This window comes from Teichococcus globiformis, assembly GCF_042646265.1.
In the GTDB taxonomy this organism is placed as follows: domain Bacteria; phylum Pseudomonadota; class Alphaproteobacteria; order Acetobacterales; family Acetobacteraceae; genus Pseudoroseomonas; species Pseudoroseomonas globiformis.
The window spans coordinates 75,847-88,982 of the sequence record NZ_JBHRTN010000010.1; the positions used below are offsets into that span (position 1 = coordinate 75,847).

The 13,136-nt window shown below is 67.6% G+C and carries 14 protein-coding genes; 6 read left to right on the plus strand and 8 right to left on the minus strand.

Features of this window, described 5'->3' with window-relative positions:
- Window positions 1-85: 85 nt before the first annotated feature.
- Together ACFOD4_RS11180 and ACFOD4_RS11185 are read right to left on the minus strand one after the other, a co-directional pair.
- Window positions 86-970, minus strand: a complete 885-nt coding sequence (locus ACFOD4_RS11180) for an NAD(P)-dependent oxidoreductase (protein ID WP_379596456.1) — start codon at window positions 968-970, stop codon at window positions 86-88.
- The gene (locus tag ACFOD4_RS11185; protein WP_379596458.1) at window positions 967-1,377 is read right to left on the minus strand and encodes a carboxymuconolactone decarboxylase family protein; all 411 of its coding nucleotides are present in this window, start codon (window positions 1,375-1,377) and stop codon (window positions 967-969) included. Before ACFOD4_RS11185 ends, ACFOD4_RS11180 begins: the two co-directional genes overlap by 4 nt.
- Window positions 1,378-1,432: 55 nt before the next feature.
- Between ACFOD4_RS11185 and ACFOD4_RS11190 the strand changes: the two genes are divergently transcribed.
- Window positions 1,433-2,122: a GntR family transcriptional regulator gene (locus ACFOD4_RS11190; protein ID WP_379596460.1), complete on the plus strand. Its 690-nt coding sequence runs from the start codon at window positions 1,433-1,435 to the stop codon at window positions 2,120-2,122.
- 23 nt (window positions 2,123-2,145) lie between these two features.
- Here ACFOD4_RS11190 and ACFOD4_RS11195 read toward each other — a convergent pair whose 3' ends face one another.
- From ACFOD4_RS11195 to ACFOD4_RS11215, 5 genes are all read right to left on the minus strand, one after another.
- Window positions 2,146-2,973 carry an ABC transporter permease gene (locus ACFOD4_RS11195; RefSeq protein WP_379596462.1) on the minus strand — a complete coding sequence of 276 codons (828 nt, stop codon included), beginning with the start codon at window positions 2,971-2,973 and terminating at the stop codon, window positions 2,146-2,148.
- Window positions 2,970-3,914, minus strand: a complete 945-nt coding sequence (locus ACFOD4_RS11200) for an ABC transporter permease (RefSeq protein WP_379596464.1) — start codon at window positions 3,912-3,914, stop codon at window positions 2,970-2,972. The genes ACFOD4_RS11195 and ACFOD4_RS11200 overlap by 4 nt, the downstream gene beginning before the upstream one ends.
- On the minus strand, window positions 3,899-5,563 hold the full coding sequence (locus tag ACFOD4_RS11205) for a peptide ABC transporter substrate-binding protein (protein ID WP_379596466.1): 1,665 nt from the start codon (window positions 5,561-5,563) through the stop codon (window positions 3,899-3,901). The genes ACFOD4_RS11200 and ACFOD4_RS11205 overlap by 16 nt, the downstream gene beginning before the upstream one ends.
- Before the next feature lie 60 nt (window positions 5,564-5,623).
- The gene (locus ACFOD4_RS11210) at window positions 5,624-6,418 is read right to left on the minus strand and encodes a prephenate dehydrogenase/arogenate dehydrogenase family protein (RefSeq protein WP_379596468.1); all 795 of its coding nucleotides are present in this window, start codon (window positions 6,416-6,418) and stop codon (window positions 5,624-5,626) included.
- A gap of 328 nt (window positions 6,419-6,746) precedes the next feature.
- Window positions 6,747-7,499 (minus strand): orotate phosphoribosyltransferase, encoded by a 753-nt coding sequence (locus tag ACFOD4_RS11215; RefSeq protein WP_379596470.1) that lies wholly within the window; start codon window positions 7,497-7,499, stop codon window positions 6,747-6,749.
- Between the two features lie 52 nt (window positions 7,500-7,551).
- On the opposite strand from ACFOD4_RS11215, the gene ACFOD4_RS11220 reads away from it, so the two are divergent.
- The 5 genes from ACFOD4_RS11220 to ACFOD4_RS11240 all read left to right on the plus strand — a co-directional run bounded on the left by ACFOD4_RS11220 (window position 7,552) and on the right by ACFOD4_RS11240 (window position 11,371).
- Window positions 7,552-8,484 (plus strand): mitochondrial fission ELM1 family protein, encoded by a 933-nt coding sequence (locus ACFOD4_RS11220; RefSeq protein WP_379596472.1) that lies wholly within the window; start codon window positions 7,552-7,554, stop codon window positions 8,482-8,484.
- A gap of 124 nt (window positions 8,485-8,608) precedes the next feature.
- Window positions 8,609-9,682: a tartrate dehydrogenase gene (locus tag ACFOD4_RS11225; RefSeq protein WP_379596474.1), complete on the plus strand. Its 1,074-nt coding sequence runs from the start codon at window positions 8,609-8,611 to the stop codon at window positions 9,680-9,682.
- Between the two features lie 121 nt (window positions 9,683-9,803).
- On the plus strand, window positions 9,804-10,043 hold the full coding sequence (locus tag ACFOD4_RS11230) for a hypothetical protein (protein ID WP_379596476.1): 240 nt from the start codon (window positions 9,804-9,806) through the stop codon (window positions 10,041-10,043).
- Between the two features lie 187 nt (window positions 10,044-10,230).
- Window positions 10,231-10,680 carry a hypothetical protein gene (locus ACFOD4_RS11235; protein ID WP_379596478.1) on the plus strand — a complete coding sequence of 150 codons (450 nt, stop codon included), beginning with the start codon at window positions 10,231-10,233 and terminating at the stop codon, window positions 10,678-10,680.
- A 37-nt stretch (window positions 10,681-10,717) separates the two neighbouring features.
- The gene (locus tag ACFOD4_RS11240) at window positions 10,718-11,371 is read left to right on the plus strand and encodes a hypothetical protein (protein ID WP_379596480.1); all 654 of its coding nucleotides are present in this window, start codon (window positions 10,718-10,720) and stop codon (window positions 11,369-11,371) included.
- A 39-nt stretch (window positions 11,372-11,410) separates the two neighbouring features.
- On the opposite strand, the gene ggt is transcribed toward ACFOD4_RS11240, so the two are convergent.
- A complete protein-coding gene (gene ggt / locus ACFOD4_RS11245) occupies window positions 11,411-13,108 on the minus strand; it encodes a gamma-glutamyltransferase (RefSeq protein WP_379596482.1) in 1,698 nt (565 codons plus the stop codon).
- Between the last annotated feature and the right edge of the window lie 28 nt (window positions 13,109-13,136).

The window sequence follows — 13,136 nt, forward strand, 5'->3', positions numbered from 1 at the left end:
ATCGCGGCACTCCCCCCGGCAGCAGCGTCACGCAGCGGTCCTACTGCTTGTTGGCCCGGCTTGTCGCGGCATACGCGTCCTGGCCTCAGCGCAGGTGGCGGTGCAACTCCGTGTTGTCGGCGGCGGGGCCCAGCGCCTCCACCGCCTCTGTCCAGATGTGGCGGCACAAAGCGAGGCTGCGCGCGTCGAAGCCCGTCTCTGCGGCGATGGCGCCCGCCGTTTCCAGGTCCTTGCGCTGAAGTCCGATCTGAAATCCAGCGGAATAACCGCCATTCAGGATGTGCTGCTTCAGCTTGGTTTCGGTGGCGACGTTGCGGCCAGAGGACGCGTTCATCACATCCGTCAGCACCGCGAGGTCCAGCCCCAGCCTTTCGCCCATCCGGACCGCTTCGATGGAGGCGAGCAGCCCGGCCGCGTAAACAAAGTTGTTCAGCGCCTTCATGGCATGGGCGGAGCCGACCGGGCCGGTGCGGATCACCTTCTCCCCCATGCAGGACAGGACGGGCATGGCGCGGTCGATGGCGGCGTCGTCGCCCCCCGCCATGATGGCCAGCGTGCCGGTCAATGCCTTGGCGACGCTGCCCGAAACCGGAGCATCGACGAGCTGCCCGCCACGCGCTGCGATCTCGGCCGCGAGGCTGCGCGTCTCCGCCGGCACCGAGGAGCCCATGTCGATCACCAATGTGCCGGGCCGCAGCGCGGCGAGCAGCCCACCTTCCTGCATCACGTGGCGGATCACTGCGCTGGTTGGCAGCATCAGCACGATGATGTCTCGCGCGGCGGCAAGGGTGGCCGCATCCGCCGCCACGCTCAGCCTCGGCTTTCCCCGCAATGTTTCGGTGGCCTTCGCCCGGCTGTCATGAGCCATGACCGAATGTCCCCCCGCCAGCAGGCAGGTGGCCATGGGCAGCCCCATCTTGCCCAGACCGATGAAGCCGACGTTGGAAGCCGCGCCGGGCGTGGCGCTCACGCCTTGGGGTCCTTCGGCACAGGCACGGCGCCTTCCTTCACCAGCACTTCATGCGCCGCCTTGAAGGCATCGAGACCGGCAGGGATGCCGCAATAGGCGGTGGCGTGCAGCAGCGTGGCCTTGATCTCGTCGACGCTGAGGCCGTTGTTCAGCGCCCCTTTCACATGCAGCTTGATTTCCGGGGTGCGCCCGAGCGCCGTCAGCATGGCGAGGTTCAGCAGCGAACGGGTGCGACGGTCCAGCGTATCATCGCCCCAGGCCCAGCCCCAGGCCCAGGCAGTGGTGGCGCGCTGGAACGCCATCATGAAGTCATCGGCCCGTGCCATGGAGCCGTCCACATACTCGGCGCCGAGCACTTCCCGGCGGATCGGCATTCCCTTGTCGAACAGGGCTGAATCCTCGGACATGGCTTCCTCCTCTTCCTTCTTGTCTCCGTTTCGATGTCACATTTATAAATGATAAATGTCAACCGACCGGCCCCGTCCCGTCATCAAGCCACCGACGGCGCAGGAATCCGTGCTGCGGGAACTGCGTCGCCAACTTGCCGGTGGCGTTCTCCGGCCAGGCGAGCCCATGCAGATGGAAGCGCTGGCCGAAAGCTTTGGTGTCAGCCGCGTGCCCGTGCGCGAGGCCATGCGCATCCTCGAAGGGGAAGGGCTGGTCGATTATACGCCACATCGCGGCTACACCGCCGCGCGGCTGGACGTTGCGGAAGTGACCGAAATCTACCGGCTGCGCGAGATCCTGGAGACCGAGGCCGTGCGGGTGGGCCTGCCGCGTCTCGGTGCCGCGGATCTGGCGAGCATGGCGGAGGCCACTCAGCAGGTCGACGCGGCCTGCCAGGCCGAAGACCTTGCCGCTCTCACAGCCGCCAATCGGCGTTTCCACTTCGCACTGTTCACGCCGTGCGGCATGCCACGCCTGTTGCGGATCCTGGAGCAGATCTGGAGCGCCTCGGACCAGTACAGGGCATTGTATTTCGGCGTGGCGCCTCACCGCGAACAGATGCGGGAGGAACACCGGCGCATCCAGGATGCGGCGCTGGCGCGGGATGAGGCGGCGCTGCTGCGCTTCCTCGATGCCCACCGGGCGCACTCGGTGCCGCTGGTGACCGGTTTGGTGCGCCGTGCCACAGCGCCTGCAGGAACGTGAACCGCTTGCGACGGCGCACCAAGTCAGCGCCCGCGCCGCGCCACCCCATCCGCCACAAGTGCGCAGCCGGTGACCGCCAGCAGGATCGCAATGCCCGGCCACAGCGCAGCCAGTGGTGCGGCAAACACCGCCTCCTGCGCATTGGCCAGCATGTTGCCCCAGGAGGGCGTGGGCGGTTGGATGCCAAGGCCCAGAAAGCTCAGCACGCTTTCTGCCAGAATGGCGCCCGCGACGGACAGGGCGGATGCCACGGCGACGGGTGCCGCCAGCCCGGGCAGAACATGACGCCAGAGCAGACGCGCCTCTGTGACGCCCAGCGCCCGCGCGGCGCGTACATAGTCGCTGCTCAGCAGCGAGATCGCCACACCGCGCGCGAGCCGCGCCACGCCCACCCAGCCGAACAGCACCAGGATGGCAATGATGCGCAGCATGTCGGTGGAGGCTTCTCCGCGTGGCAAGCCCAGGCGTGCGGGGTCCATTGCCGCCAGCAGCACCAGGATGGGCAGAGCCGGCAGGGCCAGCATCCCGTCCGCCCACCGCATCAGCACGGCATCCACCACGCCGCCGCGCCAGGCTGCCAGCAGGCCCAGTGCGGTGCCGAGCATCGAAGCCGCCAGGGCCGCTGCGAGCCCCACGCCCAGCGAAACCCGCGCGCCGTAGAGCAGCCGCAGAAGCAGGTCGCGGCCCAGCTCGTCGGCGCCGAGCGGATGCTCGGCGGAGAGCGGCGCGTAGCGCAGGAACAGGTCCGGCGCAAAAGGGTCCTTGCCCAGCCAGCCCGCGATCCACGGCGCAGCGATGCCGCCCAGTGCCAGAAGCATCAGCAACGCCAGACCGGTCCGTAGCCGGGTCACCGCTCGCCGATCCGCGGGTCGATCCAGCGCTGCGCCACGTCGGCGGCCAGGGTGGCGAGCATCGTCACCAGGGCCACCAGCAGCAGCGCCACCAGCGCCAGGTTGTAGTCGTTGCCCATCACGGAATCGTAGAGCAGCTTGCCCATGCCGGGTCGGGCGAAGACGGTCTCGGTGACCAGGGCGCCCGAAACCAGGGACCCGGCATCCAGTGCCAGCAGCGTCAACAATGGCACGGAAGCGTTGGGCATGGCGTGGCGCCAGAGCAGCCTGCGCTCGCTGGCGCCACGCGCGCGCGCGGCGGTGATGTGCGGACGATCCAGCTCAGCGGAAAGCGCTGTGGCCGCGTGCCGCGCATACGCGGCCATCTGCCCGAAGGCGATGGTGGCAACAGGGAGGATCAGGAACGACCAGCCGGACTGGCCGGTGTTGGGCGTTCCACCGGCGGGCAACCAGCCCAGCCAGACGGCGAAGAGGATCATGAGCAGGATACCGAGCCAGAAGGATGGCACTGCTTGCGCCAGCAACGCCGCCGCATCGACCAGCGGCGCCGCGCGGGGCTTCAGCGCCGCCAGCGCTCCGAGTGCGACGCCGAGGCCGGCCGCCAGCGCCACCGCAACGCCGACCAGCACCAGTGTCGAGAGCAGGGCGGGCCACATCACTGCCCAGACCGGTTGGGCAAAAAGGCGGGAGTAGCCGAATTCCCCGCGCGCAAGACCTGCCATCCAGGCGAGGTAGCGTGCCATCAGGGGCTGATCGAGGCCGTGCAACGCGCGCAGCCGGGCCACATCCTCGGGCGTCAGGTGAGGGTCCGACATCAGTGCCAGCGAGGCCGGGTCACCCGGCATCAGCCCGATGGCCAGCCAGGCGGCGAGGGAAAGCAGGACCAGGGTCAGTGCGATCTGCGGCACGCGCCGCAGAACGAGGCTCAGCGCACCCGCCACTGCGTCACCCAGAGCGGCGAATAGTTCTGGTGGCCTGTGGGCGTCACGCCATCCAGCCATTGCGGCCAGACATGCGCGTCGGAGCGATGCCAGAGGGGCAGGGCAGGAAGGTCGGTGGCGACGCGCTGCTGCAACTCCGCCCAGAGCGGCTTGCGCTTATCGGCATCGAGCTCCAGCGGCAGCGCCTCGATCAGGCGGTCCACCTCCGCATCCTTGTAGCCGGCGATGTTCTGGCCGGACCAGTTGCGCTCGGCGCGTGGGACCTCGTCGGAAAACAGGGTGGAGCGCGGCACGTTCTCCGGGCTGCTGACCCAGGCGAACAAGGCCAGGCCAGTGAAACGCCGCTTGCTCACCGTTTCGCCGAAGAACACGCGCGGCGGCTCGTTGCGGATGCGCGCCTCGACGCCCACCGACCGCCACATGCCCGCCAGGATCTGCTGCACCTGTTCACGTGTCCGGTTGCCTGCGGTTGTCATGATCTCGAGCGCCAGCCGCTCGCCATCGGCATTGCGGCGAATGCCGTCAGGCCCAGCCTTCCAGCCCGCCTCCTCCAGCAGGGCTCGGGCGCGGGCAGGATCATAGGGGTATTTCGGCGTATCAGGCGAATAGGCGGCGTCACGCGGATGCACGCCACCATCCGCTACCTCCTGCTTGCCTTCAAACAGGCGTGCAACGATTTGCGCCCGATCCGCGGCATGCAGCAGGGCCTGCCGAACCCGCCGATCGGCCAGGACGGGATTGTCGAGATTGGTCTCAACATGCTCGTAGGTCAGGCCAGGATTGTAGGAGAATCTGAAGCGGTCCCCTACGCGGCGTTGCAGCGCGGTCGCCTGTTCCAGGGGAAAGCCCAATTCGCCCGCCACCATGTCCAGCTGCCCGGAAAGCAGCTGCGCTTCGAGGGCCGCGGTGTTTTCCACCGTTCGGATCTGGATGCGGTTGAAGGGTGCGGCAGGGCCGGTCCAGTGCGCGTTGCGTTCCAGCGTCACGCCAGCGCCGGGCTGCACGGCGGAGATGCGGTAGGGGCCGTTGTAGAGGCCGGGATTGGTGGTATCGGTTTCGTAGCGCGAGCGCGTGCGATAGCCGGCTTTGTCGGCCTGCCAGATGGCCCGCTCCAGATGCGCCGGCAGTGGCTGGAACTGGCCAAGTCCGGCGTAGTTGTAGGTTACCTTGTCGAAGCGGATGGTGAAGCTCTTCGGGTCGTTGACGGTGAACTCATAGGCCGAGCGGTATGTCTCGGCCGGGCCGAAGCCGGTTTCGAAGGCGCGTCCGGCTTCCCAGGCGAAGCGCATGTCATCGGCCGTCACGGGCCGGCCGTCGCCCCAGTTCCATCCCTCGCGGATGCGCCAGGTGACACGGATGCCTGGCTTGCCCTCGGGCGTCGTTTCCAGCACGGCATCGCCCGCCTCGACCGAGGGCAGGCTGACGCATTCGATGCAGCTTTGCTTCCAGTCGGCGTCGAAGGCGGTGACGGGATGCAGGGCGAAGGCGAGGATATAAGCCTTGGCCGCCATGTTCTCGATATTCGGGTGGAAGTTGGACGGGTACTGATTGATGCCGATCGTCAGGCTTTCGCGCGGGGGCTGCGCCTCGACCGGCAAGGCGAGAGCGAGCGGAACGAGGGCAAGGGCGGTCAGAAGATGTCGTCGCATCGCCCGATGATGCCGCTCCTTGCTGCGTCGCGGTAGCGGAAATGGCTGGCCGCCACGGGATCATCCGCTGGCCAGAGCAAGTGGCGCGGGGCCCGGGTGGCCGGCCTCCAGCTCCTGGTCCAACTCGGCGGCCAGGCCAAAGAAGCGTCGCCGCACTAGCGCGGCGAAAGGATTGGAGTGCTCGATGGCCTGGAACACCTCCGGCGCGTCGTCGCGAACCATGCCCACCGCCTCCTGAATGAGTTCGAAACTGCGCGTGGTCATCCGCCCAGGCATCGGCTCCATCCGTACCAGCACCTTGGCGATCAGGTGCGTCAGGCCCTGGGCCAAGGCGGCTTCCCGGTCGTGCTCCTCGGGCGTTGCCACCATGACCCGCAGCCCTAGCCCGCGTCGCAGAAAGGCGGCGTGGCGGAGCCATTGCCGGCCTCGAATAGGACAGAGCGCAATCCTGAGCCCGGCAATGCCGTTCCGCGCGCTTTGCGGGCCGAAGAGCGGGTGGGTGCCCAGGATCTCGACATGGTCGGGCAAGCCGTCCCGCAGAATGGCAGCGGGGATGCACTTTACCGAGCCTACATCGGCCACCAGCGCACCGGGCCGAAGATGCGGCCGGATGGCCTCCACCGTGGCCGCCAGGGCGCGCACCGGCACAGCCAGAACCACGACCGGGCAAGCAGCGGCCTCGGCCAACGTCACCGGTCGGGCGCCATCCTCCTGCGCATCGCCCGGCGGCAGCCGCGGATCATGCGCCAGCAGCGCCACATGCGGCGAAAGATGCCGTGCCATCAGCCGCCCGAAGGCGCCGAAGCCGATAATGCCGACCTGGGCGGGCGGAAGGGATGAAGTGGGGGAAGTCATTCTGCGAACCTCTTTGAAGACTGAGAGGTCGGCACTGCCCCTGATGATCCCCACGCCGACTCTCAGCGGTGGGGACATGGATGATCGGTCCGCCGCTTATGGAAGCGGGCGGTAATACCGTGCGGAGAGGGGGCGGATAGCGGTCATCGTGGGCATCAAAGGCGATCCGGGCGTGTTCGTCAATCGGGCGCGCCGCGTCCGCCTGCCGGTGCAGCCGCGAAAGACACCGGGGCAGGGCGGCCTGCTCCACGCGCAGCGCCGGGGGTTACAAGCAGCGCTCTCCGCCAGGAGGGGCGGCTTGTAACGCCCTGCTATGAGAACAGGGAGGTTACCCCGCCTTGGCCTTGTAGGCTTCCGCTTCGGCTAGGCTGCCGACGCCACCGCGGTCGCGGCTCCAGCCTACGGGATCTTCCAGGAACTTGCGCACTTCCTTCAAGGCACCCTCGGAGAAGTAGGGCCGCTCGCGGCAGACCTCCAACACGTCCCACCAAGTTGCCAGGTGCAGCAGGTTCAGCTTGATCTCCTTCAGCTTCTCCTGCCCGCCGGGGAACACACCGTAGAAGAACACCACGAAGGTGTCGTCGCACACCGCGCCGGCGTCGCGCAGCGCCTGCGCGAAGCGGATCTTGCTGGCGCCATCGGTGGTCAGGTCCTCCACCAGCAGGGTGCGCTTGCCCTCGGGCACGTCGCCCTCGATCTGGGCGTTCCGACCGAAGCCCTTGGGCTTCTTGCGCACATAGGACATCGGCGCCCCCATGCGGTCGGCAATCCAGGCGGCATAGGGGATTCCAGCCGTTTCGCCGCCTGTCACCGCCTCGATCGTCTCGAAGCCGATGTGGCGGTTGATCTTCTCCACCGCCAGGTCGCAGATTTTGTTGCGGGCGCGGGGAAAGGAAATGATCTTCCGGCAATCGATGTAGACCGGGCTTTTCCAGCCGCTGGTGAAGGTATAGGGCTCCTCGGGCCGGAAATTGACCGCCTTGATCTCCAGCAGGATGCGGGCGGTGGTGAGCGCGGCGTCGCGATCCCAGTCGGAGGTCCCAGGGGAAACCCCGGGCGCGGAGAAGGGGGTCGAAGGCATGTCGGGGGCTCCTTTTGGCGGCGGTTCGTAAAACGAGCGGGGCGTCACGTCCATGACAGATCCGAGTCGCATCTGGGTTCTGGCCGATCCCAGGGCCGGCACCGCGGCGCAGGCCCTGGGCATCGCCGAGCGGTTGGGCACGCCCTTCCACACCGTGGAGCTGGCCTGGGGAGGGCTGTCTCGCCTGCCATGGCCGTGGCCCAGCCTAGCCGGCGTCGCGCCTGCCGCGCGGCAGGCGCTGGCTCCGCCCTGGCCTGAGCTGGTGATCTCGGCCGGACGCCGCTCGGCGCCGGTGGCGCGCTGGCTGGGCCGCCAGGGAGCACGCACCGTGCATGCCATGCGCCCGGGCTTCGGCGCCAGTGGCTTCGATCTTCTGGTGATTGGACGGCACGACCGGCCGCGGGAGGCGAGCAACATCCTGCCCATTCTGGGAGCGGCGCACCGAATGAGCGCAAGGAGGCTGGCCGAGGCGCGGGCGGAATGGGCGCCCACGCTGGGCACACTGCCGGCTCTGCGGGTGGCGCTTCTTTTAGGCGGCGCCGTACGGGCTGAAGGGCTGGAGCCTGGATTGGTCGCCGAGCTGGCGCACCGCGCCGCCGCCTTTGGCGGCAGTGTCATGGCCACCACCTCCCGCCGCAGTGGCGTCGCGGCGCGCCCGGTCCTGGAGGAGGCGCTGCGCGGAACGCCCCATGTGCTGCATGGCTGGCAGGATGGCGGCGCCAACCCTTATGCCGGCTTCCTGGCCTGGGCCGACGTGGTAGTCGTGACTGGCGATTCGGTGTCCATGATCAGCGAGGCTTTGGCCACGGGCGCGCCGGTTTTTATCGCCGAAACTACGGATGCGCCACGCCATCGTGCCTTGTGGCGCAGCCTGTACGAGGCCGGTCAGGCCCGCCCCTTCGTCGCCGCGGCGCCCTTTGCGCGGCAGCCGGTCGATGAGGCAGCACGGGTGGCGGAGGCGATCCGCGCCAGGGGCTGGGCCTGAGCCGGCCAGCGTGGTCGAGGGCGGCTGCTGGCGAGGAACTGCGGGAGGCGCAGAGGGCCGCCCCCTTGCCGTGGACGCTGAGGGGCGGCACCCTTCACCTGCGTCGAAGGCTTGGAGGAAGCGCATGACCCGTTCCTATCGGATCGCCGTGGTGCCCGGGGATGGTATCGGCAAGGAAACCGTGCCGGAGGGATTGCGTGTGCTGGACGCCGCCGCTCGCCGTTTCGGCTTCGAATTCAAGCTCGACCACTACGACTGGTCCTGCGAGACCTACAGCAAGACGGGCCGCATGATGCCGGAGGACGGCATCGAGCAACTTCGCCAGAGCGACAGCGTGTTTTTGGGAGCCGTGGGCTGGCCGGGCGTGCCGGACCATATCTCGCTCTGGGGCTTGCTGATCCCGATCCGGCGCGAGTTCGACCAGTATATCAGCCTTCGCCCTTGCAAGCTGATGCCTGGTGCCAAGACGCCGCTTGCCAACCGCACCCCCGCCGAGATCGATTTCTACGTGGTGCGAGAGAATACGGAGGGCGAGTATTCCTCCTCCGGTGGAAAGATGTTCGCTGGCACCGAGCGCGAGTTCGTGACCCAGGATGCCGTCTTCACGCGCAAAGGCGTGGACCGGGTGCTGAAATATGCCTTCGAGCTGGCGCAAACGCGACCACGCAGGAAGCTGACCAGCGCCACCAAATCCAATGGCATCACTTTCACGATGCCTTACTGGGATGAGCGCTTCGCCGCCATGGCGCAGAACTACCCGGGTGTCACCACCGACCAGTTCCACATCGACATCCTCTGCGCGCATTTCGTGCAGCATCCGGACTGGTTCGACGTGGTGGTGGGTTCCAACCTGTTCGGCGACATTCTCTCGGATCTGGGCCCGGCAGTGGCGGGCTCCATCGGCATCGCGCCATCGGCCAACATCAACCCGGAGAAAACCGCCCCATCGATGTTCGAGCCGGTGCATGGATCGGCGCCCGACATCGCTGGCAAGCACATCTGCAATCCGATCGGGCAGATCTGGTCCGGTGCCATGATGTTGGAGCATCTGGGGGAAAAGGAAGCGGCCGACTGCATTGTCCGCACCATCGAGAAGCTGCTGGCCGAAGGCGGCCCGCGCACCCGTGACATGGGCGGCCAGGCCGGCACGGAAGATGTCGGCCGTGCCCTGGCGGAGGCCGTCGCCTCGGGATCGTGACCCGGGCGTGTCCAAAGCTTTGATCGACTGGCCTTGATGGCATCATCGAGCCAGCCTATAAAACTGCAGGGATGAATTGCGAGCGATTCGCATTTGGCTCGCAAATTCACGGAGAATGCTGATGGGTCATGATTTCAGCCACATCACACGCCGGTGCGAACGGGCGGTGGTGACGGCGTACCGGGAGCTGCGGGAAACCGGGAACGACGATCTTTCGTCATTCCGTGCCTGCACGGCCCTGTACCGCATCCATCACCCTGAAGCCTCCGTCAACGAGGCTCGGCGACTGGTCTCCGAATGGATCGACCACCACGTGGTGCGGGGCGAAACCGGCCCTACCGATGGCTGCGTGTGCCCCTGATCGCTCGACCACTGGGCGAGTAAGATGGAAAGGCCGCCCGGAAGGTGCGGCCTTTTTGCTGTGCCTCCGGGCCTGAATCGGCTTTTTCCACAGGCGAAACGGGCAAACCTGACGCTCCTCCAGGGTTAATCCTGCACGCACGGCTGAAAAGCCGCTGCCAAGTCAAGGATCAAGAGGGGACATCATCATGCGCATCGCAAGGTTGGCTGGATTCGTGGCCGCGGTGTTGATGGCCGCGCCGGCCGCATGGGCGCAGGCTCAGCCCGGCGGCGGCACGGCCGGCTCACCCGAACAGCCCCGGGGTGGTGGCACCACCATGCAGCAGGGCACGCCTGGAATGAACAATCCCGGCGCGACCACGCCAGGCGCGACCACCGGCACCACGGGAACCGGCGCCGCCGGAAGCGGTGAGCGCCGGGATCCGCCGACCACCCAGACGCCGGCCGCTGGCTCGAACAGCTTCACGGAGGGCCAGGCCCGCAGTCGCATCGAGGCTGCTGGCTACACCGATGTGCAGGAGCTCCGCCAGGACGACCAGGGCGTTTGGCGCGGCAAGGCCATGCGCAATGGGACCCAGTCCGATGTGGGTCTGGACTTCCAGGGCAACGTGGTGACCGGCAGCGGCGCCGCCCGCTAAGCAAGCATTCCGAACCTCCAGTAAAGGCGACCGCAACATGGCTCAAAAGACCATTACCCGGATGTTCGACAGCCGGGAGCATGCCCTCAACGCCGTTCGTGACCTTGAGAGCGCCGGTTTCTCGTCGGACGACATCAGTGTCATCGCGCGCTCCGACGAGACGGGCTCGGCCGAAACGACCACCGGCTCGGCCACCGGAACGAAGCACAGCGACACCGGCGAGAAGGCCAGTTCCGGCGCCGGCATCGGCGCCTCGCTTGGCACCCTTGTGGGTGGCGGCGCAGGCGTGGCGGCAGCGCTGGGCGCCATTGCCATCCCGGGCATCGGGCCGGTCGTGGCGGCAGGCGCACTGGTGGCCGCGCTGACCGGCGCTGGTGTCGGGGCGGCCGCGGGCGGGCTGATCGGCAGCCTGACCGGCGCCGGCGTCAGCGAAGCCGAGGCGCCCGTCTATGCTGAGGGCATGCGTCGGGGCGGCAGCATCGTCAGCGTTCGCGCCGATGATGCGCGGGAAGGCGAGGTGCTGGACATCCTGTCGCGCCACCAGCCGGTCAATATGACGGAACGCGAAGCCAGCTACCGCGAGGGCGGTTGGACGGGCTACGACGACAAACGCGACACCCCCTATGTCGGTCCGGCCGGCAGTGCCGGAGACGTGATCGACCCGGCACGCCCTGGCGACCGTCGCATCTGACTTGGCTTGGCGCCGGAACCCGTCGGGTTCCGGCGCCGGTCAGCGCCGCAACTGTTCTAGGTTGAAGCGGACATCCGCGCGCGCCAGTCCGCCTGCGATGCCCACCGGCGTCCCATCGGCCCGCCAGCAGGCGGCGCCCTCCAGCATACCGTCGGCTGCGAAGCGGATGGCGCCCATGCCGCCGCCGATATGTTTCACCCGCTGCACCCTGTGCCCGAGACGTTCCAGGTGGCCATCCACATTTGCGGCAATGGTGGGCTCCAGTTCCAGCGTATGGCCGTTGGTCCACACCCGTGGTGCCTCCACCGCCTCCTGCAGCGACATGCCGTGGTCGATCAGGTTGATCACTGTCTGCATGGCCGATCCGAAGATCCGCAAGCCTCCCGGCAAGCCAAGGGCGAAGGCAGGCTTGCCGTCGCGACGGGCAATGGTTGGGGCCATGGACGTGAAGACGCGCTTTCCAGGCGCTACGGATAGGGCCTGCCCTGGATGCGGATCGAAGTTGAACATGTAGTTGTTGGCAATCAACCCGGTGCCCGGAATGGTGAATCTGGCGCCGAACAGGCTGTTGATCGTCTGGGTGGTGGCGACGATGTTTCCGGCGGCATCGGCGACCGTGACATGGGTGGTGTTGGCGCTTTCCGCCTGGGGAATGCCTGGTGCCCAGGCCTGGGCAAGGTCCGGATTCAGCAGTGCACGGCGTTCATCGGCATAGGCCTTGCTGGTCAGACGCTCCACCGGAACCTTGATAAAGGCGGGATCAGCCGTGGCCACCGCGCGATCGGCAAAGGCCATTTTCAAGGCCTCAGCCAGCAGGTGGATGGTTTCGGCGCTGCCGGAGCCCAGCCCGCGAAGGTCGAACCCCTCCAGGATGTTCAGCATCTGCGCGACATGCACGCCGGATGAGGAGGGAGGCGGGGGCGCCAGGACCTCGAACCCCCTGTAATGACCGATGATGGGTTCGCGCTCCGCCACCGCGTAACGCTCCAGGTCAGCCATGGTGATCAGCCCGCCGCGCGCCGCCATATGGGCCACCAGCGCCCCGCCGATCGCACCGCCATGGAGCGCCGCCGGCCCTTGATCGCCCACCATGCGCAACGAGTCCGCAAGCTCCGGCTGGCAGAGCAGCGTGCCGGCGCTGAGAGCCTCGCCGCCAGGCAGAAAGGTTGCTGCCAACCCCGGATCGGCCGCGAGATCCGCCGCGGCATCCAGGATGGCGCCGCGCAGGTAGTGCGTGACGCGAAAGCCGTCGGCGGCGGCGCGGATGGCGGGGCGGATCACGTCGCGAAGCGGCAGGGTTCCGTGCTCCGACAGCGCCTTGCACCAACCTGCCAGTGCCCCTGGCACCCCCATGGCGAGTACGCCGACCTTGTTCGCCTGCCCTTCCGTTTCCTGGTAATCGGGCAGGGTATCAGACACGGGACGGTACAAGGTGTCCCGCGCCGCGGCGGGTGCGGTGGACAGGCCATCCATCACGATGTGCCGGCCATCGCTAAGGCGAATATGCGCGACACCGCCACCCAGCGGACCGACCATCATGGGTTCCACCACCGTCAGGGTGAACAGGGCGGCGATGGCTGCGTCGATGGCATTGCCGCCGGCCAACAGCATCTCCGCTCCGGCCGAGGAGGCTACCGGGTGATTGGTGACTACCATCCCCTTGCTGGCCTGCGCCGGGCCCTTCTCGCAGGTGAAGGGCGATCCCGCGCGGCTCCTCCAGCCAGGCATGCTGTTCATCGGCGAGACTCCGGGCAGTTCGGGGAGG

Coding starts and splice junctions, on each gene's coding strand:
- ACFOD4_RS11185 (WP_379596458.1), bottom strand. CDS start 1,377: ATGTCCGAGGATTCAGCCCTGTTCGACAAGGGAATGCCGATCCGCCGG.
- ACFOD4_RS11190 (WP_379596460.1), top strand. CDS start 1,433: ATGTCAACCGACCGGCCCCGTCCCGTCATCAAGCCACCGACGGCGCAG.
- ACFOD4_RS11205 (WP_379596466.1), bottom strand. CDS start 5,563: ATGCGACGACATCTTCTGACCGCCCTTGCCCTCGTTCCGCTCGCTCTC.
- ACFOD4_RS11210 (WP_379596468.1), bottom strand. CDS start 6,418: ATGACTTCCCCCACTTCATCCCTTCCGCCCGCCCAGGTCGGCATTATC.
- ACFOD4_RS11215 (WP_379596470.1), bottom strand. CDS start 7,499: ATGCCTTCGACCCCCTTCTCCGCGCCCGGGGTTTCCCCTGGGACCTCC.
- ACFOD4_RS11220 (WP_379596472.1), top strand. CDS start 7,552: ATGACAGATCCGAGTCGCATCTGGGTTCTGGCCGATCCCAGGGCCGGC.
- ACFOD4_RS11225 (WP_379596474.1), top strand. CDS start 8,609: ATGACCCGTTCCTATCGGATCGCCGTGGTGCCCGGGGATGGTATCGGC.
- ACFOD4_RS11230 (WP_379596476.1), top strand. CDS start 9,804: ATGGGTCATGATTTCAGCCACATCACACGCCGGTGCGAACGGGCGGTG.
- ACFOD4_RS11235 (WP_379596478.1), top strand. CDS start 10,231: ATGCGCATCGCAAGGTTGGCTGGATTCGTGGCCGCGGTGTTGATGGCC.
- ACFOD4_RS11240 (WP_379596480.1), top strand. CDS start 10,718: ATGGCTCAAAAGACCATTACCCGGATGTTCGACAGCCGGGAGCATGCC.
- ggt (WP_379596482.1), bottom strand. CDS start 13,108: ATGAACAGCATGCCTGGCTGGAGGAGCCGCGCGGGATCGCCCTTCACC.